The 23,312-nt window shown below is 38.2% G+C and carries 20 protein-coding genes and 2 tRNA genes; 4 read left to right on the forward strand and 18 right to left on the reverse strand.

Features of this window, described 5'->3' with window-relative positions; all coding sequences use genetic code 11:
• Positions 1-275 precede the first annotated feature (275 nt).
• The 3 genes from AWW67_RS10840 to AWW67_RS10850 all read right to left on the reverse strand — a co-directional run bounded on the left by AWW67_RS10840 (position 276) and on the right by AWW67_RS10850 (position 2,994).
• Complete coding sequence (locus AWW67_RS10840; RefSeq protein ID WP_062301742.1) at positions 276-2,210, reverse strand: hypothetical protein; 1,935 nt, start codon at positions 2,208-2,210, stop codon at positions 276-278.
• Between the two features lie 178 nt (positions 2,211-2,388).
• A complete protein-coding gene (locus AWW67_RS10845) occupies positions 2,389-2,574 on the reverse strand; it encodes a hypothetical protein (RefSeq protein ID WP_062301743.1) in 186 nt (61 codons plus the stop codon).
• Between the two features lie 147 nt (positions 2,575-2,721).
• Positions 2,722-2,994 carry a hypothetical protein gene (locus tag AWW67_RS10850; RefSeq protein WP_053224435.1) on the reverse strand — a complete coding sequence of 91 codons (273 nt, stop codon included), beginning with the start codon at positions 2,992-2,994 and terminating at the stop codon, positions 2,722-2,724.
• Positions 2,995-3,433: 439 nt separating this feature from the next.
• Between AWW67_RS10850 and AWW67_RS10855 the strand changes: the two genes are divergently transcribed.
• A complete protein-coding gene (locus AWW67_RS10855) occupies positions 3,434-4,993 on the forward strand; it encodes a hypothetical protein (RefSeq protein WP_062301745.1) in 1,560 nt (519 codons plus the stop codon).
• Between the two features lie 185 nt (positions 4,994-5,178).
• On the opposite strand, the gene AWW67_RS10860 is transcribed toward AWW67_RS10855, so the two are convergent.
• The 3 genes from AWW67_RS10860 to AWW67_RS10870 all read right to left on the reverse strand — a co-directional run bounded on the left by AWW67_RS10860 (position 5,179) and on the right by AWW67_RS10870 (position 8,125).
• Positions 5,179-5,251: transfer RNA gene (locus AWW67_RS10860), tRNA-Thr, on the reverse strand.
• A 156-nt stretch (positions 5,252-5,407) separates the two neighbouring features.
• Complete coding sequence (locus AWW67_RS10865) at positions 5,408-7,483, reverse strand: DUF349 domain-containing protein (RefSeq protein ID WP_221405262.1); 2,076 nt, start codon at positions 7,481-7,483, stop codon at positions 5,408-5,410.
• A 54-nt stretch (positions 7,484-7,537) separates the two neighbouring features.
• The gene (locus tag AWW67_RS10870; RefSeq protein ID WP_053224437.1) at positions 7,538-8,125 is read right to left on the reverse strand and encodes a YqgE/AlgH family protein; all 588 of its coding nucleotides are present in this window, start codon (positions 8,123-8,125) and stop codon (positions 7,538-7,540) included.
• Positions 8,126-8,229: 104 nt separating this feature from the next.
• Between AWW67_RS10870 and pdxH the strand changes: the two genes are divergently transcribed.
• The gene (gene pdxH / locus AWW67_RS10875; protein ID WP_062301746.1) at positions 8,230-8,871 is read left to right on the forward strand and encodes a pyridoxamine 5'-phosphate oxidase; all 642 of its coding nucleotides are present in this window, start codon (positions 8,230-8,232) and stop codon (positions 8,869-8,871) included.
• Complete coding sequence (locus AWW67_RS10880) at positions 8,837-9,355, forward strand: hypothetical protein (RefSeq protein ID WP_260311417.1); 519 nt, start codon at positions 8,837-8,839, stop codon at positions 9,353-9,355. Before pdxH ends, AWW67_RS10880 begins: the two co-directional genes overlap by 35 nt.
• Before the next feature lie 36 nt (positions 9,356-9,391).
• Here the strand turns inward: AWW67_RS10880 and bshB1 are convergent, their stop codons facing one another.
• The 7 genes from bshB1 to AWW67_RS10915 form a co-directional block, all read right to left on the reverse strand.
• A complete protein-coding gene (gene bshB1, locus AWW67_RS10885; RefSeq protein WP_062301747.1) occupies positions 9,392-10,108 on the reverse strand; it encodes a bacillithiol biosynthesis deacetylase BshB1 in 717 nt (238 codons plus the stop codon).
• Positions 10,109-10,169: 61 nt separating this feature from the next.
• Positions 10,170-11,132, reverse strand: coding sequence for a thioredoxin-disulfide reductase (gene trxB, locus AWW67_RS10890; RefSeq protein ID WP_053224441.1), 963 nt, complete (start codon positions 11,130-11,132; stop codon positions 10,170-10,172).
• A 119-nt stretch (positions 11,133-11,251) separates the two neighbouring features.
• Positions 11,252-12,115 (reverse strand): sigma-70 family RNA polymerase sigma factor, encoded by an 864-nt coding sequence (locus tag AWW67_RS10895; RefSeq protein ID WP_053224442.1) that lies wholly within the window; start codon positions 12,113-12,115, stop codon positions 11,252-11,254.
• Positions 12,116-12,213: 98 nt separating this feature from the next.
• Positions 12,214-14,340, reverse strand: a complete 2,127-nt coding sequence (pnp, locus tag AWW67_RS10900; protein ID WP_062301749.1) for a polyribonucleotide nucleotidyltransferase — start codon at positions 14,338-14,340, stop codon at positions 12,214-12,216.
• 108 nt (positions 14,341-14,448) lie between these two features.
• Positions 14,449-14,724, reverse strand: coding sequence for a 30S ribosomal protein S15 (rpsO, locus tag AWW67_RS10905; protein WP_062301750.1), 276 nt, complete (start codon positions 14,722-14,724; stop codon positions 14,449-14,451).
• A 72-nt stretch (positions 14,725-14,796) separates the two neighbouring features.
• Complete coding sequence (locus AWW67_RS10910) at positions 14,797-16,461, reverse strand: LptF/LptG family permease (protein WP_062301752.1); 1,665 nt, start codon at positions 16,459-16,461, stop codon at positions 14,797-14,799.
• A 78-nt stretch (positions 16,462-16,539) separates the two neighbouring features.
• Positions 16,540-16,935: an START-like domain-containing protein gene (locus AWW67_RS10915; RefSeq protein WP_053224446.1), complete on the reverse strand. Its 396-nt coding sequence runs from the start codon at positions 16,933-16,935 to the stop codon at positions 16,540-16,542.
• A 225-nt stretch (positions 16,936-17,160) separates the two neighbouring features.
• Here AWW67_RS10915 and AWW67_RS10920 point away from each other — a divergent pair.
• Positions 17,161-17,234, forward strand: a tRNA-Met gene (locus AWW67_RS10920).
• A 148-nt stretch (positions 17,235-17,382) separates the two neighbouring features.
• On the opposite strand, the gene rplT is transcribed toward AWW67_RS10920, so the two are convergent.
• The 5 genes from rplT to AWW67_RS10945 form a co-directional block, all read right to left on the reverse strand.
• Positions 17,383-17,727 carry a 50S ribosomal protein L20 gene (rplT, locus tag AWW67_RS10925; RefSeq protein WP_053224447.1) on the reverse strand — a complete coding sequence of 115 codons (345 nt, stop codon included), beginning with the start codon at positions 17,725-17,727 and terminating at the stop codon, positions 17,383-17,385.
• 85 nt (positions 17,728-17,812) lie between these two features.
• Complete coding sequence (gene rpmI / locus AWW67_RS10930; protein WP_053224448.1) at positions 17,813-18,007, reverse strand: 50S ribosomal protein L35; 195 nt, start codon at positions 18,005-18,007, stop codon at positions 17,813-17,815.
• A gap of 27 nt (positions 18,008-18,034) precedes the next feature.
• Complete coding sequence (gene infC / locus AWW67_RS10935) at positions 18,035-18,580, reverse strand: translation initiation factor IF-3 (protein WP_053224449.1); 546 nt, start codon at positions 18,578-18,580, stop codon at positions 18,035-18,037.
• A gap of 93 nt (positions 18,581-18,673) precedes the next feature.
• Positions 18,674-20,629 (reverse strand): threonine--tRNA ligase, encoded by a 1,956-nt coding sequence (thrS, locus tag AWW67_RS10940; RefSeq protein WP_062301753.1) that lies wholly within the window; start codon positions 20,627-20,629, stop codon positions 18,674-18,676.
• A 147-nt stretch (positions 20,630-20,776) separates the two neighbouring features.
• The gene (locus AWW67_RS10945; RefSeq protein ID WP_062301754.1) at positions 20,777-23,266 is read right to left on the reverse strand and encodes a DUF5686 and carboxypeptidase-like regulatory domain-containing protein; all 2,490 of its coding nucleotides are present in this window, start codon (positions 23,264-23,266) and stop codon (positions 20,777-20,779) included.
• Positions 23,267-23,312 lie beyond the last annotated feature (46 nt).

Genomic DNA, 23,312 nt, shown 5'->3' on the forward strand with positions numbered 1-23,312 from the left:
TGATCGGAAATCAGTATATCAGGAAACAGGAGGAGCCTATTCTTGCCGTCATTGCGAGGAACAAAGATTTTATCACAATTCATTGGGGTAAAAGGTGTGACCCGGCAATCTCCATGGCTCTGGCATTCCTTTCCCCACTGACAGATTCCTTCGCCATAAAACCTTACTAATTCTCTTAAAATAAACCTTTTCTAAGGTTTCATTTCCTACCTAGCGGCAGGCAGGCTCACAATGACTATGACCAACAAGACGCAGTGCTGAGCATTTCATATTTGCTACTGCTTAAAATCCACCAACCTATATTGATCGGTAGTATAGCCTACATTATAGGATCCCTCACCATTGCACTTGGGGCAAGCGACCTGCTCATAACTATCTACCACCGTCTTTTTGGTAGAATACCTGATGGGGTCATAGACAGTGGTAGTATAATAAGTGGTCATGTACACCCCTTTCACTTGTCGATAAGAAGCGGTATAGCGCGGAATTTCATGATTGACATTTACCTCTTTGTAATTTGCCCGTTCCACAGTAGTTGGACATTTGTATGTGATGGTCTGACTGCTTTTGTATCTCTGGAATACCCTGCCTGATTGCTCATTGATATATGTTTTCTGATCATCATCATTCATAACCACTAAAGCTTTTAAATCGGCATCGAAGTCTATAACCCTGAGATGTCTGTTCAATGCTTCTACATAAACCTCTGTATTACGAATGAGTGGGTAGGAAAAAGGAATAGTTTCATATTCGGTGAGCGTATCTATCGGCACTTCTCCCCTGCCAATCCAATGAAAACCTTCAATGCCCGGCTCAGACCATTGGTTATAGAATTTATACATTATATCATTCGGAATGTCGATCACTCTTCCTTCCTTCATATTTCCGTTTTCAAATATTCCTGCTTCTGCATACACCTTTTTGGCATAAGCTTTATACTCATAATCAATTGAAGCGTGCGGAAACTCAGGATTATAAGTGTGCACCATTTTCACCCTATATCCCAATCCATCGAGCTTTCCATTTTTGAAAAAACCCACTTCCAGAAAACCATGATCGCCCTTAAACAGAGAATCTGTAGTGTGATACTTTACGCCATATCCGGAATGACTTTCAAATTCTCTCGTCTGAAATTCACCGAAAATTATTGGATAGGTTAAACCAATCTGCTTTTTGGCTGGCGCATCCATGGGGTAATTGGGGGTTACCACAGAAACCCGGCTGTCCAGGTTGCTCATCAATTCATTCAGCTGCGGCTTATCTGCCTCAGTAGCAGGGAGAGTCATTTCAACGGCACCGTCTACCACGAGCGCCCACTCATATTGGCCATTGAATTCCCTGAAAAGCACCGAGCCGTTGCCTATTTCCTTCAGCAATGGCAACATATAGCCAGTGAATGTTCCATAAACTTTTGAATGGTAGATGCCCGTTGTTGAGTAACCTACATATTTGTCTTCATTCCTTAGCGTAATCACAGCCGTCTCATAAGCATCTGGCGCAATGACTCGATCACTGGATAAAGAGGAGTTTGGATAAAAAAAGCCAGGTTTATAATAGCCAATTTGGGGGTCGGTAATACCCGGCCTTGATGAACCAATGGTCTGCATTTTAAACAGGTATTCACCGGAGCGGGTCACCGCCTGTTTGTTCGCAAACCGCCCTGTAGAGTCTAATTGACTGGAATAAATATAAGGCGGCACATTTTCTCTGAAATACTCTACCGAGCCATCTTCAAAGGGCAAGCCACCCTCATAAGTCACCACTTCATTGGTGATATTTTCTTTTTCGGCAAACACCTTTCCGCTTTCCAAAAAGCGAATATCTTTCTCAGGCCAGATATTGAAATAGTCCATCACATACTCATGAGCCTTCATTTCTTGATTATATACTTGAGTCCTGGATATAATAATCTTGCCAGAAGTAATCAACTTTCTTCCCCCGATTTCAAAGACTATTTTCTTATACTTTTTCCTGTTTTCGATATTAGATTCCAGGGTCAACTTCATTCCATCGACCTCAATTTTATCCAGTTCCAGCATGCCTCCATCCTCAATTAATTCGAGGGTGAATTTCTTCTTCATCTTATCCATCAGCAGCGGACTCATTTCATAATAGGTCTCGAAAATTTCGACATCGGCTGTCTGCTGTTGCCCGAAGGAAGATGAATAAACGACTGAAATAAGAAGTGCTACAATTGAGAATTTACGCATGGCCAAAACGGTTTAATTCTACTACAAACTTAGCTTATGTCATGGCAAAACTCAATACGGCAATTGACGTAAAATGTCGGAAGATTTAGGAAATCAATTAACGAGAAAACAGGATTGACTGTAATCGGTTAATCTCTAGAAAGTGATTAAAGGAATGCGTGTATTTGGTGGGTTCCAATTAATAAGTCTGTAGTTCAGCAAAAAGCAGTTCAAGCTCCGACCTCGTTTTTTTGAGTTTCACCGAAAGTTTATCCATCATACTTTCTTTTTGTCCCTCCTCAAACTCGAAGTCCGCATCATTAAGCACGGAAAACCTATTTTTTAGCATTACTCTTTGCTCTCTCCAACTTCTTGTTATCTGCATATAATAGGTTCTCTGTGAATATTTAAAGCTAACCACATTGTGGTTGTGGAACACTACCCATGTACTATTAGTTTAAAAGTTATTTTAAAAGGCTCTGAGTTATTTAAAGACCAGTCAGGTATAAAAACCTGACTGGTCTAAAATTTATTAAGCTTGCGGAGCTATCCAATGTAAAAAGTCTACAGTTTGACCTTCTCCACAGGCATATGCCACAGGCGTACCATCATTGAGTAATAGCGCACCAAAGTGCTTCCCAAATCCGGGACATGGATCACCGAAACTATTGTTATTGATAGTCACTATCCCTCCTGATTCATCAATCAGTTGCTGTAACCGTTCCGTAACATCGGCTGTTTGATCTTGATTTTCATTGCCGTCCCTAAGGGCTCCATAAACTGCGAATTTTACTTGAATTGACATGGTATTAAAGTTTGAATTGATTCCTACTCTCTTTAAAACAGGCTTTTCGGATACCGCCTTATCTTATCATAAATGCGCATTATTTAAGACATACCAAAGTTGAAGGAAACTGAAAGTAAATATGTAATAATAAAGAGGTGTTCTCCATTTTAACCTTAAAGAGGTATATGCTTAGGTGATTGACTTAAGAGGATAGAACATATAGTTAAAGCTCACAGACATTCATACCAAAATATTCCAACCACACTGTTTAGCTTAATAGATATTAAATAGAATAGTATCCGTATTTCGCATTATCATGCTTCTATTAAGCGATAAATGTAAGTTAGGAAATCATATAAGGGGTTGGATTAAAAATAATATAACTAAAAACATATAACATTTTATTTTTTATACTAGTAAATTATTTATACATTTTCATAGAACCAATCAAAATGACATGAAAAACCCTATAAACCAACACATTGCATTAGGTGCCAGGCACTTTTTAGCATGTTTATTCTTTCTAGTTTTTTCCGCTCCTCTTTTTGCTCAAACCTCAACCATCACCACAAAAATCGAAGACATAGATTACAAAATTGAAGCAAGCACAGATAAAGGCACTTATGAAATAAAAATCTCCGATGGAGACCAGTTCGATGTTACAAGAACCACCAACTACTTTACATTAAGTGCCTTCAAAAGCATGGTAGTGAATGAACACATCAATAACAAAAAAGCGAGAAAAATCGCTGCGGGAGATTTAACCCCACTTGTAGTTAATATTGACGCAATACTAGCGGCTGAAAACCAGAACCTCTCTGATTCATTTCTAGAATTGATTTCAACCCTGTATAATACGCCAGATAGCGGTCAGAAGATTGCTGAAATCACTTTGATGGACAAGGTTTACCTAAGAGATAAATCGAATAATATTGTGGATAGCCTAAGGGTGGGTTCTGCACAATTAGTTTTCGAAGATGGCACAATAAAAAACATAATCATTGAGCTAAGCAACTCAACTGGAGAAAAGGTTATTTTTTCAAATATTTACTCCATAGGCGTTAGTACAAGGGCAAACATCCTCAATTTCAACAATATAAGCTTGAACCCTGAACTATCTAAGGAGTATGACCCGATTAAGCTGAGTGAAGTAATAAAATATGAAAGAAAGGTGGATCTCAGAACCAATGACTTCAGCCCTGCCGATGTTGCAATAGTGCTTTACCCTAAAAAAACGCAAGAGTTATTTAAAGCACCTTCCGCAAAACTTTTTCAGCTGAATTTCTTTTCAGATTTTGTTGGGTTAAACGAGAATAACCCTAATGGTTTGGTACAATTGGAGTTTACCAAACGCATTAATTTATGGACAAAACGAACTGACGCTTGGTTTAATTCTGGCAAAGGATGGTTTACTCACTTACTTCCAAGCCTTGAGATTTCAAAAATTGAGGAAAATAACAGAAGTATAGAGCTTTCGCAGTTCAATGATGGCGGCCAAATCACTAATTATTTAAATCCACTTGAGCTGTATCGCTATAGCTATGCACGAATCTCTAATGAAATTAATATTTATGATTTGCAGGGGCCGTCAGTCTCAATTCACCTGAATGCTTTTGGAGGAATTGGAATTACTAATGTTAAGGATACTGTTTTGGTAAACACCGTAGAAACAGCCTATGATGAAAACGTAAATACATTAATGTATGGGGCAAATATTAAATTTCTATTTAACCCAGAGTCTCGATGGAGTTATCAGTTGTCATCTAAGTTCACAAAACTCAAACCTCTAAGTGATAATTTCAATTTTGCCTCCGTAGAAAAGAACGTTTATAATGAAAAAGCCAATGACATGATAACTACTTGGGAATTTTTGTTGTCGTGGAATACAGGTTCTGACAATCAGATTTTCGGAAGATTCAGATTCAACCACGAATTAAAATATTTGAACAATAACTTTACCGAATTCCAAATTGGTTATTCTGTTTTTCTTAAAACCTCGCAGGTCAGTAAAAAATAGAGACCAAATGAACTATAAAAGATCAATTTTAGCTTTCGCGAATCTTTTATTCAAGACAAAAGACTGCGAGAAAAGTTAAGGCAGCCATTTTATGAGTCTTCTATCGGCTCTAAAGCTTGGGAGGAACCAATGACTTTATACACCTTTGAACATAAAAAAAGAGTCACATTTCTGTGACTCTTTTGAGCCTCCTATCGGGATCGAACCAATGACCTACTGATTACAAGTCAGTTGCTCTACCAGCTGAGCTAAGGAGGCAATACTCTTTTTTCGGTACTCATACACTAGTAAACTAGCGATTTCTAAGGAGGTTCCGAGATGCTTTTCGTTCAAAGCGAGTGCAAATATAGGCCTCTGTTTTTATAATGCAAAAGTGAAACTGAAATTTTTTAAAATTAATTTCAGAGGCCAAAATTACATACTGCGCACCATTCTCAATTGCTTCTTCAGATGGTCCATTTCTTCTTTTGCCTTCTCTATTTTTTCATCAAATTCTGCCTTTAATTTATCAGCAGTTTTAGAATTGGCAAAGAATGAAAGGTTGTTATTCCAAAGCGCGATGTTATTTTCAATCTCTTGAATTTGTCTACGCAAATCTCCTTCTTTCTTGTTCAATTTTCGATCAGCATTCGGTCCATTTTGCAAACCTCCTAGTTCAACCTTAATCATCAACTGCTCTTCTTCCTGTCCTTCTACATCAAGTCCTTTCACGTACTTGGCAAGGGCCTCAGAATATTTTTGCTCAATAGACTTCATAGCACCTCTTGGCACAAAGCCTATGGCTTGCCATTGAGCTAAGAATTCATCCATTTCTTTTTCAGAGCCTGTACCTTTAGCCGCTGCATCCAAAATAGATTGAATAATAGCTTCCTTTTTCTTTAGGTTCTCTGCATACTCAGCATCTGCTTTACTTAGATTTGCTCTTCTATTATTAAAGAAAGCATCACAAGCCGCTTTAAATCTCTCGTAAATTGAGTTTCTTACCTTTTCCGGAACTGGCCCAATATCTCTCCATTGTTGTTGAAGCGCCTTTAACTTATTGGCAGTTGAATCCCAATCCGTGCTTTCTTGCAACTCAATAGCCTTATGTATCAAAGCTTCTTTCTTCTCTAAGTTTTCTTGGCGCATGCCTTCCAACTTCTTAAAGAAATCATTTTTGTTACTGAAGAATTTCTTAAAATCTGTCCAGAAAAGTTTGTTCACTTCTTTGGCGTGCTCTCGTGGCAAACCACCTATAGCATCCCATTTTTTCTGTAAAGCCAGAATTTCTTTGGTCTTGGCATTCCATTTATTAATGCGGTCTGAATCAAACTCGGTAAAGGTTTTCAGCTCGGCAGCCAATACCTTTTTCTTCTCTAGATTCTCGTTTAGCTCACCTTTCAGGCTGTCTAAATATTCTTTACGTTTATGATAAACCTTATCAGAAGCAGCTTTAAAACGTTGCCAAAGTTCTTCTTGCACCTCTTTAGGTACAGGTCCAATATTTTTATACTCCTCATGGAGTTCATTCAATTGAATGATTGCTTCCTTAAGGTTATCCATTTGATCAAGCGCTTCAGCTTTTACACAAAGCTCAGTCTTGGCCTCTTGGTTTTTCTTTCTATCTAATTCTTTGAGTTCAAAAAGGATATGACGGTTATTGTAGAACCTGTCAATAAGCGCATTATAATTGGCCCAAAGTGTTCGGTTGTGCTGATTTGGTACCTGCCCTACTTTTTTCCATTCTTCCTGAATTTCCTTAATTGGATTTAAGCTGGTAGTCGCTTCTTCATCTACCAATTCTCGAAGTTTGTCTAAAAGCTCAGTTTTCTTTTGGTAATTTTTCTCCTTAGTGGCTTCGCGTTCCTTGTAGTAGTTATGCTTTTTATCTTTGATTAGGCGCAAAGAAGCATCAAAGCGATTATATAATTTATCGTGGCGGTATTCAAAATCAGCCTCTTCACCACCATCAGCAATGAATTTATCTAGTGCTTCCTGACGAGCAGCATCTTCTGTTTCTTGAAACAATGGCTCAATTTGAGCAAGAATTGCGTCAATCTTTTTGAAATTGGTTTCAGAAGTTAATTCTTCAATCACCTCAGCCAGCTGTTCTCTGGTATGATTCGAATAATCAATTACCTGATGATCTTCTTCATCATCATGGTCGTGATCTTCCTCAGCATCCTCCTCTTCAGATTCTTCCGAGGCCGATACACTGTCTTCAGATTCAACCTTAGGTGTGGAAACTTCCTCTACATTTTCGGTTGGAGTTACCTCAGTGTCGGCAGACACTTCTTCCTTAGCTTCAACTACAGGTTGTTCTTCAACCTTAGTTTCTTCTTGAGGAACATCAACCTCAGGTTTAACTTCAGCGGCTGATGCGGCAGCACCTTCCTCTACTGTTTCAGAAACTGCTTCCGTTTGAGGGGTTTCTAAATTTTCGGTATTCTTATCAGTTTTCGAATTTTCGATATTCTGATCACCTGTCTGCATACTCTTTTCTTCACTCATAAATTCTAATCGACCTCAGGGTCGCTCCGTAACAAACCAAAGTTAACAAAACTATTAATTCAAACGCGGGTCTGCGGGGTAATTTGAGAACACTTTATACTTTCCGCCCATTTCTTTCAAAATAGACTTCCAAAGTTCGTCTTCATTCAGATCAAAAATTTGGCGAGCAGTAGCTTTTGGCTTCACAAACCAAGATTGGCTGTCCAACTCTTTTCTCAGTTGTCCTTCTGACCACCCCGAATAGCCCAGAAAAAACTTAATTTCATTTTCAGCAACCTCTCCATTAGAAATCATCGCTTTTATTTGCTCGTAATTACCCGACCAGTACAAGCCCTCTCCTATTTCTATCGCTCCTTCAACTGGTGTTTGAATTCTGTGAATATAATGCAGCGTGTTTTGTTCCACGGGTCCACCAAGGTTTAGTCGACCATTAAAGCCGTTTAGATCAAAACTTTCGTTCATTACTTCATCCAAAAGCAAGTCCGTCATTTTATTGACTACCAAGCCAAAGGTGCCTTCTTCTCCGTTTTCACACACCAAAATTACCGTGCGGTCAAAGTTAGGGTCATGCAAAAAAGGTTCGGAAATCAGAAGGTCTCCGTTTTGCGGGTCGGGAATATTTTTATCGTATTCTAATCTCATTGCTGTGAGTTTTGAATTTATAGAACGAATTTTGGAATGCCTAATTTAGAAAACAAAGATTCGTCTTTAGGCTGTTATATTTGTAAGAACAGAAGCTTTTCTCTATGACTAACATTGCTGATTTAAGACAGGAATATACCAAAGCCAGTTTGGATTTAGACACCGTTGCCCCTTCACCATTTACCCAATTCAGAAAATGGTTTGACGAAGCAATCAAAAGTGAGGTTTTAGAACCTAACGCCTTTGTATTGAGCACTGTGGCAGAGGGTGGAAAACCCTTTCAGCGTACAGTTTTAATGAAAGCTTTAGACGATACTGGGGTTGTTTTTTATACCAATTACAAAAGTAGAAAGGCCCAGCAGATTGATGCAAACCCTCAAGTTTCGATTCTTTTCCCATGGTATGCGCTTGAACGACAAGTGGCTATTACGGGAAGAATTGAAAAAGTTACTAAAATGGAGTCTTTGGCTTATTTCACTTCGCGCCCGCATGGCAGCCAGTTAGGTGCTTGGGTTTCTCACCAAAGTCAGGTAATTAAGTCGAGAAGTATTTTGGAAATGAAGCTTCAGGAAATGAAAGCCAAATTTATGGAGGGGAAAGTACCTTTACCTGATTTTTGGGGTGGTTACCGAATTGTTCCAGAAACTTTCGAGTTTTGGCAAGGACGCCAAAGCAGGCTTCATGATAGAATTATGTACCAGAAATTAGAGAATGAAGACTGGTCTACTTTTAGAATGGCACCTTGATTACCCTTTATTAAGTGAAATGAATTATATGGCTTTTCTATTCATTCTCATCGTTTCAATACCTATTTACATGGTATGTAAGTGGTCTTTAAGAAGATTAAAGTTTGGAAACGATAAAAACAGAAAATACCTAGCCGTATTACCAACGATAGTACTTAGCCCACTTGTTTATGTAGTAATTATAACGCTTTGGGTATTTTCCATTTCCTACTATTCAACAATAGATTTCGATCAAGAAATTTGGCAATCAAATACAGAAGAGCGTTTTAAGATGTCGAAAAACATTATCGAAAGCGAAATATTAGTTGGTAAAACGAAAGAACAGGTCATTGCTCTCTTAGGAGATAAATACTATTTAAATAATGAAGACGGCCTTACCTATGGGTTAGGAATTCTTCCAGGTTTACTCAATATTGACCCTAGTTTTCTCTTTATTGAATTTGAGAATGGAGTCGTCAAAAAAGTCTATCAATATGATAGTTAACTTCATATATGCAGTGTTGTTTTTGAGCTAAGCAGGTCAAAGCAAGTCAAAAACGTCTCCCACTCCTGTCATTCGTTCCACATTGAAGCCTTCACCGTATTGCACTCCAATTTCATGACCATAATGGATGGCCCTAGCTTCAACCATCTTCATAAATTCGGGAGAAGAAATGTAGGTATTTGCTTCGTTGCTATTCGGGTCGAAGAATTGTGAAGCAAAGGCTCTGATTGAAGCAATCTTCTTTTCCCAAACTTCTGAAACATCCACTACAAAGTCTGGTTGTGTCGGAATGCTTTGAATATAATGATATACCGCTTTAGGACGCCACGCGGCTTGCTCAACACCATCAATTTCTGTCTTAACATTCTTCAAACCAGAAAGAAAACAGCCTTCTTTAGATAATTGAGAAGCTCTTCCGTGATCTGAATGCCTATCATCAAAAGCATTAGCCAAAACGATTTCCGGCTGATACTTTCTGATCATTTTAATCACTTCCAGTTGGTGTTCTTCATCATTTTTAAAGAAGCCATCTCGAAAGCCTAAATTTTCTCTTGCACTCAAACCTAAAATTTCAGCCGATTTATTGGCCTCTTGTTGCCTAATTTCTGGTGTGCCACGTGTTCCTAATTCACCTCTGGTAAAATCTACAATACCTGCTTTTTTACCGTTAAGAATTGCTTTAAGTAAGGTACCTGAGCATGAAAGTTCAACATCATCAGGGTGGGCAGCGAGGGCAAGAATATCTAATTTCATAATCTTTAAAATAATAAGAGGGCTTGATCAAATTCAAACCCTCGTTATCAATTTATTTTTTTTAGTTTTTAGCCTCTTCTAGCTCTTCTTCTTTCGCAGTCAAGAATCGTTCAGCATCTAAAGCTCCCATACAACCAGTACCAGCAGCGGTTACAGCTTGACGATACACTCTGTCCGCAGCATCGCCAGTAGCAAACACTCCTTCAATATTGGTTTTAGAAGTACCAGGAATTACTTTCAAGTAACCTGTTTCGTCCATATCAAGGAAGCCTTTAAAAATATCGGTGTTTGGCTTATGACCAATGGCCACAAAGAAACCTTTGATATCAATCTCTTTCTTTTCTCCAGTTTGGTTGTTCACTACTCTTACACCCGTTACGCCAGTATCATCTCCTAAAACTTCTTCAGCTTCGGTATTCCAGTGTACCTCAATATTCTTAGTATTTAATACTCGCTTCTGCATAATTTTAGACGCTCTCATTTCGTCTCTTCTTACAAAAAGGTGCACTTTCGGGCAAATATTGGCCAAGTAAGTAGCTTCTTCGGCAGCAGTATCACCTGCTCCAACAACCGCTACATCCATTCCTTTGTAGAAAAATCCATCGCATACCGCGCAGGCAGACACGCCTTTATTGGCATAAGTTTTTTCTGATTCTAAGCCTAAGTATTTTGCAGTAGCACCTGTAGCTATAATTACAGCATCAGCAGTTATTAAATGCTTGCCTTCATCGATCCAAACTTTGTGAGGATAGCCAGAAAAATCAACTTTTGTAGCTAAGCCATAACGGACATCGGTATTGAATCTTTCTGCTTGTTTTTGAAAATCAATCATCATTTGAGGGCCATTCACTCCTTCTGGGTAACCAGGATAATTCTCCACATCGTTTGTAGTGGTTAGTTGGCCGCCTGGTTCTCCACCCGTGTATAAAACTGGGTTTAAACCTGCTCTAGAAGCATAAATGGCTGCAGTATAACCTGCAGGACCCGAACCAATGATTAATACTTTTACTTTTTCTTCAGTCATTTTTTTGTTGCTTGATTTTCAAAACTAAACGATTAACAGCACTTGGGCAATCCTTGTTCCCTAGTCCAAATAAAAAAGGTCTCCTTCTCAAGAGACCTTTAAAATAATGTATATTCTACTTAACCCAAATAAGGTTTCAAAGCTTTGCTTCGTGACGTATGTCTTAATCTTCTGATTGCTTTTTCTTTGATCTGACGAACTCTTTCTCTGGTCAAATTGAATTTTTCACCAATTTCCTCAAGGGTCATTGAGTGCTCACCATTCAAACCAAAGTATAAAGAAATAACATCAGCTTCTCTTTGAGTAAGTGTTGAAAGAGCTCTTTGAACTTCTCTTCTTAATGAATCATTCATCAAACCAGTATCTGGCTTTTCATCCATGTCATTTTCGAGAACGTCCAAAAGACTATTTTCTTCACCTTGAACAAATGGAGCATCCATTGATACGTGACGACCTGAAATTTTCATGGTGTCAACGATTTCGTTGGTAGTTACCTCCAATACTTCCGCAAGCTCATCTGGAGATGGTTCACGTTCGAATTTTTGTTCTAACTCAGAAAAAGTTTTTGAGATTTTATTTAAAGAACCTACTCTGTTCAACGGCAACCTTACAATTCTAGATTGTTCGGCAAGTGCTTGAAGAATAGATTGACGAATCCACCAAACGGCATAAGAAATAAACTTAAAACCTCTGGTTTCATCAAATCTCTGAGCTGCTTTAATCAAACCAAGGTTACCCTCGTTGATTAAATCGCCTAAAGAAAGGCCCTGGTTCTGATATTGTTTTGCTACCGAAACCACAAACCTCAGGTTTGCCTTAGTAAGCTTCTCCAACGCCAATTGATCTCCCTCACGAATTCTTTGAGCAAGTGTTACTTCCTCATCAGGAGTCAAAAGATCTACCTTACCGATTTCCTGTAAGTATTTATCTAGAGATTGAGACTCTCTATTCGTTATCTGCTTACTAATTTTAAGCTGTCTCATTCAATTAATTGTGATTTAAAACTGTGACAAGGAACTAAACATCACGGAATCTATGAAAAGTTCCTCTAATATTAACGCCTTTATGCTGCTTTAGTTAATTAATCTTTTGCAGGCTTTGGTAGAAGTGCCTTTCTAGACAATCTATACTTTCCTGTTTTCTTATCAACCTCAACAAGCTTAACGGTAATTTCTTCTCCTACTTCCATTAAACCGTCCATCTTCTCAACGCGTTCCCATTTAATTTCAGAAATATGAAGTAAACCATCCTTTCCAGGCATAAACTCAACAAATGCACCAAAAGGCATGATTGATTTCACCTTACCTTCGTAAGTTTCACCTACCTCTGGAATAGCAACAATGGCCTTAATTCTAGCCAGAGCAGCGTTCATAACTTCTTTGCTATCAGCAAAAACTGTTACCACACCATTGTTAGCTTCTTCTTCAATAATAACAGTTGCTCCTGTTTCTTTCTGAATTTCTTGAACCACTTTACCTCCAGGCCCGATAATCGCACCGATCTGGTCTTTTGCAATAATCACTTTCTCACTTCTAGGAACGTGAGGTTTGTAATCTTCTCTTGGCTCGCTTATGGTTTTCTTCATTTCGTTAAGAATATGAAGTCTACCTTCTCTCGCCTGGTTCAAGGCTTTCTCTAGTACTTCGTATGAAAGACCATCTACTTTAATGTCCATTTGACAAGCAGTGATTCCTTTTTCGGTACCAGTTACCTTAAAGTCCATATCTCCTAAGTGATCTTCATCACCCAAGATATCGGAAAGAATAGCATATTTTCCTGTTTCAGCATCTGAGATCATCCCCATTGCGATACCTGAAACCGGACCAGAAATCTTAACACCTGTATCCATTAATGATAATGAACCTGCACAAACTGTTGCCATTGAAGACGAACCATTTGACTCAAGAATATCTGATACTAAACGAATTGTATAAGGGTTCTTATCCGCAGGAGGTAATACTTTTTTCAATGCACGCATTGCAAGGTTACCGTGTCCTACTTCTCTTCTACCAGGCCCTCTGTTTGGTCTTACTTCACCAGTTGAGAAACCAGGGAAGTTATAGTGTAGAATAAATTTGTTTGTGCCGTGCTCTGTAGCACCATCAATCATTTGCTCATCTAACTTAGTACCTAAAGTACAAGAAGTCAAAGATTGGGTTTCACCTCTAGTGAATACTGCAGAACCGTGTGCAGAAGGTAAATAATCTACCTCAGACCAAATTTGTCTGATTTCATTGAATTCTCTACCGTCTAGTCTTTTGCTTGAATCTAAAACGAAGTTTCTAGCAGCAGTCTTGTGTATTTTTTTGAAGTACTGGCCAATCAAGAATGAATCATACTCATGATCTTCAGGAAGAGCGTCTACCCATTCTGTTTTGATTGCCTTTACATCACTACTTCTGATGGATTTATCAGCAGTTTGTTTTGCTACCGAAGCGTAAAGCTTGTCGTAAAGCTCAGACTTCATTTTTTCGTAAAGCGCTTCATCATTATTTTCATGAGAATATTCACGCTTTTCTGTTTTGCCAGCCTCAACTGCTAATTCGATTTGAGCTTGGCATTGGATTTTAATGGCATCGTGAGCAATTTTCATTGCTTCTAGCATATCGGCTTCAGAGACTTCGCTCATTTCACCTTCTACCATCATAATATTATTGATATCGGCAGCTACGATAATCTCAAGTTCAGATGCCTCGGCAATTTCTTTACTTGGATTTAACTTGAACTGACCTTCGTGTTTTACTACTCTAATTTCAGAAATAGGTCCGTTAAAAGGAATATCAGAAACAGATAGAGCAGCAGAAGCAGCAAGTGCAGCAAGTGCATCAGGCTGTACATCTTTATCATAAGAGATCATTGAGATCATTACCTGCGTGTCGGCATGGTAATCATCAGGGAAAAGAGGACGAAGTGCTCTATCTACCAAACGGCAAATCAATACTTCATGGTCTGACAATCTACCTTCTCTTTTCAAAAATCCTCCAGGAATTTTTCCTGCAGAAGCAAATTTTTCTTGATAGTCGACAGAGAGAGGAAGAAAGTCGACATTTTCTTTAGCATCTTGAGCAGATACTACTGTGGCGAGTAACATGGTGTCACCCATTCTTACTACAGCCGAACCATCGGCTTGTTTCGCTAGCTTACCCGTTTCAATCGTTATGATTTGACCATCAGGCATTTTGATGGCTTTAGTTATTACATTCAGCATAAAATATTTTTTGTGTAGTACAGCGCGGGGAGATCAAAAACAACCAGCAGTATGCGAATAAGTAAAGAAGGGAATCCGCATTGAACTCCCTTCTTTAAATTACTTGTATTACTTACGTAAGTTCAATTCAGCAATGATTGCTCTATATCTCTCAATATCAACTTTGATAAGATAATCCAACAATCTTCTTCTTTTACCTACTAATTTAAGTAGTCCAGTTCTTGAAGAGTGATCTTTTTTATTGCTCTTCAAATGTTCTGTAAGGTGATTGATACGGTAGGTAAAAAGTGCAATTTGAGACTCAGGAGACCCTGTGTCATTTTTTGCCTTTAACCGACCATGATTCTCAAACAACTCAACTTTCTTTTCGCTTGATAAATACATGCTTAGCTAAAATTTGATTATTAAAATTTAAAAACAGCCGCAAAGATAATTTATATGCGACTAGTAAACAAGTTAGGCTGTTTTTAATTCCTTCTTCCTAGAGAAGAATTTCTTTGCTTTCTCTGTCCATACCGCATAAAAATCGGCTTCGAATAAACGGGCATCTTTGCTGGCTTGACGTAAAAAGAAAAAACCAAAAGGTAAAAGGATAATATTAGACAACCACATGGCAAACAAAGGATCTACAACTCCTTGTTTACCCCATTTATCTCCGAGAGTATTTAAAGTATAATAGATTAAAAAGAAAACTACAGAGATGATAACTGGTAAGCCAAGGCCTCCTTTTTTAATAATAGCACCTATTGGCGCTCCAATTAAGAACATTACCAAACAGGCAAAAGACCTTGAAATTTGTTGGGTTCTAGTAACTCTAAATTTATTCTTATCTCTCTGAACAGTTGCCAAGGTGCTAATATTAGCATTGATAGTCGCATTACTTCCTCTAGCACTATTGAGTGCTGTTGCGTAAACATTCATTTTTTTTGCCCGAGTATTATAGAAAGCCTCAACCGCCATAATTACTTCATCATCCGACATTACTTTACCCTTAACCTCAGTTTTTTTCTCTGCACTTGGGGGAGCGGGAGTTCTCATAAAGGCAACTTCTGGAAGATCATCTACCGGAATATCCCTTGAGTTCAAATCTTCTACTTCCGACAAATCTGTGTTAACATCCACATTTTCAGCTACGACCTTTTTTCTCGCAGTTCGAAGAGAATCATAAAAACTAAGCTCTTTTTCTATTTGACTTGGGGTTTCCACATCTCTAAGAATGTGATAAGAAAACTTAGCCCCAACTTGCCTAAAAAGCGTTTTCTTACTTCTCAGAATATCCAAACTCATAGAGTCTATTCCAACCTTCAAGTCATCTCTTGTTTGTACCAGTCGACTTCTACTAAAAGCATTCTGATCGGTTTCACCCATATCAAATGAGGAAAGATCGAACCTTATAATACTTTTTTCAAAACGATTTCTTACGAACTGGCCTCCATCAATTTTTTGGTCGTATTTATCATTACTCCCTTCATCATATTTGATTCCATTATAGAGCTCTAAGGCCAAGTACCTTTGATTCATAAAAGTGTACATGCGGCCAGAATCTGCCAAAATCACTTCCTTATTTCCTCTTTTGCTACGATTTGTATGGTCGTAAATAATGATATCGAGCAAACGTTCATCATCAATTTTCTTGTTCACTTTAATACTATAACCTGGAATTCCGTTGTAAAAAACTCCTTCTCGTATATCTAAAGCAGGTTTTTTAGAACGCATATCCCAAAGAAGGCTGTAAGTTTTAAGGTTGATTTTAGGAACAAGCTGGGTATTGAAGTAATACGTAAAGCCGGTAAGGAAGAGTACAAAAACAAAAATGGATGCTAAAGATCTAACCAAAGATATTCCGGAACTTTTGACAGCCGTCAATTCTGAGTGTTCTCCTAAATTACCAAAGGTCATAATAGCGCTAAGGAGCACTGCTAAAGGAAAAGCATCGGGCGAAGCAGATATTGAGAAATATGCGATGAGTTCTGCAAAAACAGAGAACTCTAACCCCTTACCCATAATCTTATCGAAATACTTGAGCAGAGTTACTAAGAGCAGAATAAAATCTACAACAATTAGAGTAAGCAAAAAGGGCCCAATGAACGAGCCAAACACCAATTTATCAATCTTCTTCATTCTTCGCGATCTCAGGCCTTGCTCACAAAGATCATGCCTTGCAGAACTAAAAGCAAATACCGAAGCAAACCTAATTGATTAACCTCCAATAATCTCTTTCAAGTTATGTACAGTATTTTCCCAAAGGTCTTGCTGCTCTTCTGGATCGTCTATATCTGAATAATCAGTAATTTGAATAAATACTGACTGGGTTAACTCCCCAATCAAGAGTCTTAACTCGATATAGGAAGGATCATCCTCATCCTCTTCTGTTTCTGGGAGAAATTCGAATTTAACAAAGTGGTTCGTCTTTTGAGAGGCCTTAGTCGCTTTAAACTCTTCTCCATCCCACAAAAAGCTATAGACTTTATCTTCATTGATATTTACATCTTCAGCAAACCATTGCGCCAACCCGCTTGCCGTGCTCAAATACGGAAAAAGTATTTTTTGAGAGGCATTCACTTCAAACTCTGTTACAAACTTATTCTTTGCCATATTAAAAAACTTATGTCGATAATATAGAACTAATAAAGGAATACAACAAACTAAAAAGTCGACAAAGGAAATTAAGAAGGTTGAGCATTAACCCACCTCACTTTTGGGTTGTTAAATCACCCGTTTTTTAGCACTCTAAAACCTTTCAATAAAGTTGAATAAAATTCTTCAATTCCTATTGCATTTTCTTTACTCTAATTCGTATGTTTGCACTCCGATTTTGAAGGCGAGGTAGCTCAGTTGGTTAGAGCGCAGGATTCATAACCCTGAGGTCACGGGTTCAACTCCCGTCCTCGCTACAAAAAAGCCCAGTTCATTTATGAGCTGGGCTTTATTTTTGCCCAAAACTTGATCATTGCCTTGAGGCTGAATTCCCATTAAAAATTGGGCAATAAAAAACCCCAGCCTAGGCCGGGGTCTTCCACTCTATATCTTATGGAGTTTATCTTACTTCACTTTCTCTACTACTGCTTTGAAAGCTTCTGGGTGATTCATAGCTAAATCAGCTAAAACCTTACGGTTAAGTTCAATGCCTGATTTACCAATAGCTCCCATTAACTGAGAATATGACATCCCGTGCAATCTTGCACCTGCATTGATTCTTTGAATCCAAAGTTTTCTAAACTCTCTTTTCTTTGCTTTTCTATCTCTGTATGCAAACTGAAGACCTTTCTCTATCTGGTTCTTCGCTACTGTCCATACATTCTTTTTTCTACCAAAATAGCCCTTGGCCATTTTGAGTATTCTTTTCCTTTTTGCTCTTGACGCTACCGCGTTTACTGATCTTGGCATAATTTTAATTTTTTTGACCTTTGGTGTCTCATTTTACTGAGTACTTAAAACCAAACATCTGGTGAAACAATAACCTTAATGGGTCTTAAATGTTGAGCATTGCTTTAACGTTATTCTCATCCGACTTATGAACAAGTCCTGTGCCGGTAAGATTACGTTTTTGCTTCGTTTCTTTCTTGGTTAGGATATGGCTTTTAAAAGCATGCTTTCTTTTGATCTTGCCAGACCCTGTCAATTTGAAACGCTTTTTAGCTCCTGATTTAGTTTTTGCTTTAGGCATTTTAAATTTATTTAATAAATACTGGTTCTACTTTTTTATGGCCTTAGGAGTAAGGTAAAGAAACATTCTTTTTCCTTCCAATTTAGGCAGCTGCTCAACCTTTGCATATTCTTCTAAGGCTTGGGCAAACTTTAATAATAAAATCTCACCTCTTTCCTTATACACAATAGTTCTTCCTCTAAAATGAACATAGGCCTTAACCTTTGAACCGTCTTTTAGAAACCCTATAGCATGGTTAAGCTTAAAGTTGAAATCATGATCATCCGTATTGGGACCGAATCTGATTTCTTTAATCACAGTTTTAGAAGCCTTGGCCTTTATTTCCTTTTGCTTCTTCTTCTGATCATACTTAAACTTAGAGTAGTCAACAATCTTACAAACAGGCGGGTCTGCCTTGGGAGAAATCTCTACCAGATCAAGTCCTTGATCTCTAGCCATTTGAAGTGCTTTATCTATATCATAGACGTCTACTTCAACGTTCTCGCCAACTACCCGCACCTTAGGTGCAAGAATCTTAAGATTGACTTTGTATGGCTCTTCTACCCTGCCTCTCGGGGGGTATTTTCTCCTCATTTTTGCGATGTTAACCTCCTTCTTTTGTTAAAATGACTGCAAATATCGGTATAATTTTCTAATAATCAATACTCCGATATTGAGCAGGTAAAATTATTGAATATTTAGCGACTTGGCTTTCTCTTTGGCAAAATAATCAACAAATGATTCTATGCTCATAGTACCTACATCACCTTGACCATGTCTTCTCACGGCCACTTCGTTGTTATCTCTTTCCTTTTCGCCAACGATAAGCATCAAAGGTATCTTTTTAACTTCAGCATCACGGATTTTTCTTCCAATCTTTTCATCTCTGTGATCAACAAAACCTGTAATATCTTCTGACTGAAGCTTATTATATAATTCTTGAGCATAATCGGCATACTTTTCAGAAATAGGAAGAATTGCTACTTGATCTGGTGTTAACCAAAGTGGAAATTCTCCTGCACAATGCTCAATCAATACTGCTACAAATCTTTCTAAAGAGCCAAAAGGGGCTCTGTGAATCATTACTGGTCTATGCTTTTGGTTATCTGAGCCAGTGTATTCTAATTCAAAACGTTCAGGAAGGTTGTAATCTACCTGAATTGTTCCTAATTGCCACTTTCTACCTAAAGCATCTTTCACCATGAAATCAAGTTTAGGCCCATAAAATGCCGCTTCACCTAATTCGGTTACTGTGTTTAGATTTTTTTCTGCGGCCGCTTCTACAATGGCCGACTCTGCCTTATGCCAAGCTTCATCGCTACCAATATATTTTTGCTTATTTTCTGGATCTCTTAAAGAGATTTGTGCCGTAAAATTCTCGAAACCAAGTGATTCAAAAACATAAAGTACTAAATCAATTACCTTAATAAACTCTTCTTTTACCTGATCTTCGGTACAGAAAATATGAGCGTCATCTTGAGTAAAACCTCTTACACGGGTTAAACCATGTAACTCTCCACTTTGTTCGTACCTATAAACAGTACCAAATTCGGCTAAGCGCACTGGCAGCTCCTTATATGAGCGTGGTTTTGATTTATATATTTCGCAATGATGAGGACAGTTCATTGGTTTTAACAAGAACTCCTCGCCTTCGTTAGGCGTTTTTATAGGCTGAAATGAATCAGCCCCGTATTTCTCATAGTGACCAGAAGTTACGTATAAGTTTTTAGAGCCGATATGAGGAGTAACCACAGGATCGTAGCCAGCTTTTACTTGTGCCTTACGCATAAAAGTTTCAAGTCTTTCGCGAAGCTTAGCTCCTTTAGGTAACCAAAGCGGAAGCCCTAACCCTACTTTTTGTGAAAAAGTAAAAAGCTCCAATTCCTGACCTAGTTTTCTGTGGTCACGTTTTTTTGCTTCCTCCAACATGTGAAGGTATTCAGTCAATTCCTTTTGTTTAGGAAAAGTAATTCCATACAAACGTGTGAGTTGCTTGTTGTTTTCGTCACCTCGCCAGTAAGCTCCGGCAATGCTCAACACCTTAGCAGCCTTTATAAAGCCAGTGTTTGGAATATGAGGTCCACGACATAAGTCAGTAAAATTACCTTGTTGGTAAAATGTAATTGAACCGTCTTCTAAACCTTCCAAAAGGTCTAGTTTATATTCGTCATCCTTTTCCTTGAAGTAAGCAATTGCATCTGCTTTACTTACTTCTGATCTTTTGTATTCATTTTTCTGACGGGCCAACTCTAACATTTTGGCCTCAATTTTTTCTAAATGAGAATGGTCAAATTCTTGATTTTCACCAAAATCAACATCGTAATAAAAACCATTTTCAATTGATGGGCCAATCCCGAACTTAATACCAGGATAAAGAGCTTCTAGCGCTTCGGCCATCAAGTGCGCAGATGAATGCCAAAAAGTTGCCTTTCCTTCATCATTATTCCACGTCAATAGTTTTACATCCGAGTCGGATTCTATCGGTCTATTGGCATCTCTTACCTCGCCATTTATTTCGGCTGCCAATACATTTCTTGCCAAACCTTCACTAATACTTAAGGCTACGTCCATTGCTGAACTTCCTTTGGCAAATTCTTTTACAGTTCCGTCTGGAAGGGTGATTTTTATACTTTCTGCACTCATAATTAATTTCACCAAATGCTACAAACCATTTGGATTTGATTCATGATTCTTTCGAATCGCAAATATGCAATATTATTTAGGTTAATCCTTTGAACCAAGCCCCAAATCTCGGCCAATTCTTACTAAAGTGATTTTTAGATTTCTTGTTTAAAGTGAAAGGTTAAAACTCACCTTTATTTGCCTTTTCTTAATATCTGGATTATCAAGATAGGTAAGGCGTTGGAAAAAATCGACTCTAAAAAATTTAAAGATGTTTTCTACTCCAATTCCAACCTCTGAATATGGCTTATTTGGATCTAGGCTCAAGAAATCAACTGTGGGTTGTGCGGCCAAAGTACTCTCACTAATATCTCCATAAAGTATGTTACCACTGGCTACCATTCTCCATTTAAGCCTTTTTAAGAGTGGAATTCTGTTTAAAATAAAGCCTTCGAAGAAATGCTGATAGCGCATGGAAACATATTGCTGACTTACAAATTCGTAGAAATTCATGGTATTGAAAGCAAAACTGGCATAAACGGGTTGCTCATTACCAATATGAGCCGTTAACAAAGGATACGGAACATCTTCAAAAACCTTACTGGCCGTAATTTGATAATGCGAAATGCCCCAAAAACCCATCTTCAGCCGTTGAGAAATTCCAACATCGAGTTTATTATAATCAAAATCACCACCTAAAGGCCCCTTAAAACCATGCGTATACCCCACAATGAAGGTTGGCCAACGTACAGTTCCCAAACTAATTCTACTGTTATCGTTTATGATAAAGGTTTCGTCTTTAGCGTATTTTAGCTTTAAAGTAGCTTCAGTGCTGGTAAACTCGGTTCCAATTGGCGATGTAATATCTGAAGGCTCGGTGTAATAACTAAAGCCATCATACAGCGGAGTGAAGTCTTGGTTTTTCAACCTTAAACTAAAAGAAAAAGGCTTAGACAATTGACTGGTCAAGTCGATCTGATAGGTTTCATAGGCAAATGGGCGAATAAGGTTTCCCAGCTGACTTAGTGCAACAAAAGCATTTGCATTGTCGAAATCTGTAATTCCGTCTGGTTGCAAGCCCAGTTGATCAATATCTTTTCTATAGTTGGCTGATATGGTAGTCCACTTCTTTCTAGAAATAAAATGGGTGGCGCCTAAACCATATTTAAAGTTTTTGTCTTTAAAACCATAAGCTACATAGCCGTTGAACTGCCATCTCAAACTAAAGTTCTCATTGGTTCTTCCTCCAATTCGGGTTCTAAATCCTTCTACGTCATTTGAAGAAACCAACACTGGCCAAGGCCCTAAGTCTAATTGTCCCACTTCTACATAACCTCTAGCAAATGTTTTGAGCAACTCTGTCCAAGTTTTTACAATGGGAATTTGCTTTAAGGAGTCGATCATTGCAATTACACTGATCTCGGTTGTCGTCAGTGAGTCGTGTCTATTTTCTATCCAAAACTGTTCATCAGAAATTCGCGCATCTTCTTCTAATTCAATTGTTCGTTCAAAAAACTTATTGGGTTTAGGTTCTGTAAGTGCAAGGTTTTTATTTGAGGAATAAAATTTTGCCAAAAAACCAGCTGATTTCTTTGTGATTTCTGATACATCAATCAGAATTCTTGACTTTACAGGAAGCCAAGCTCCGCCTTCCATTCGTTCTAGCTCTTGCTGTATCTTGATCTTCTCTATAAAATTAAGGTTAGCGGTCGGTTGCATTGTCGCATCCATTCGCTTCAAGCCAAAATCTTCTTTGGCAATCCACATGGTGCCTACAAAGGCCAATTCCTGATCATTTTTTGGCTTGAAATCAAGCACGTAGCAGAACTCACCCTCTAAACTCACACTGTCTGTTAAGTCGTAGTCGTAGATCAGTCGCCAGCCATCTCCTATTGGTGAGGCGAACTCTTTTTCCACGATGTTCATTCGGTTTTGGTAGAAATTATATTCCTGAAATGATGAACCTATTACTTGAGAAATGAGTGAACCGTCTTCGATTCCGATTCCGGTGATTTTGGTTTTGATTATTTGTTCTTTCTGTAGCCTAGGGTTAGATCTGAAATAGAATTTTGAAAGTGATTCCGAAATAAAAAGCGGCAGAATAGGCTTGCCATCTTCTCCAGCAATAATGTCGATACTATCGAGTACTGAAGTCACTTTTTGCATGTACTTCTTCTTTCTGAACTCTTCTGTAATATTATCTACATCGATTTCAATCTTGTTATACGACTCGTATTCGTATGCCTCTAGTCTTCTTTTATCATTCTTGTTTTTATTGTCTATTACGCTACGCATAATCGCAAAGGCAGGGTTTTCGGCCCTACCTGACAGCACCACGAAGTCTGCCAAACTAGTGGCTTTTGGTTGTAACTGAACATTGATTATTTGGGTGACTCCTTTCTCGTAGCGTTTCTTACGGGTTTCGTAACCCACATAAGAGAAAAGGACTGTATCTGATTCAGCTTGCCCTTTAAGCTCATAGTTACCATCAAAATCGGTAGCCATTCCAATCTGACTCCCCTGAATAACCACCGTAGCAAAAGGTACTGGGTCACCAGTTTCGGCATCGGTTACTTTACCTCGAATAATGGTTTGCTGCGCAAAGACGAAACTTGTGGTAAAGCAGAATAGCAGTGTAAAAATGTATTTTGATTTCAAACTCTTGAGTTTCTGAGGTTATTAGTGCTTAACGCTGGTTGGCTTA

The sequence above is a fragment of the Roseivirga seohaensis genome (assembly GCF_001592945.1).
Classification (GTDB): domain Bacteria; phylum Bacteroidota; class Bacteroidia; order Cytophagales; family Cyclobacteriaceae; genus Roseivirga; species Roseivirga seohaensis.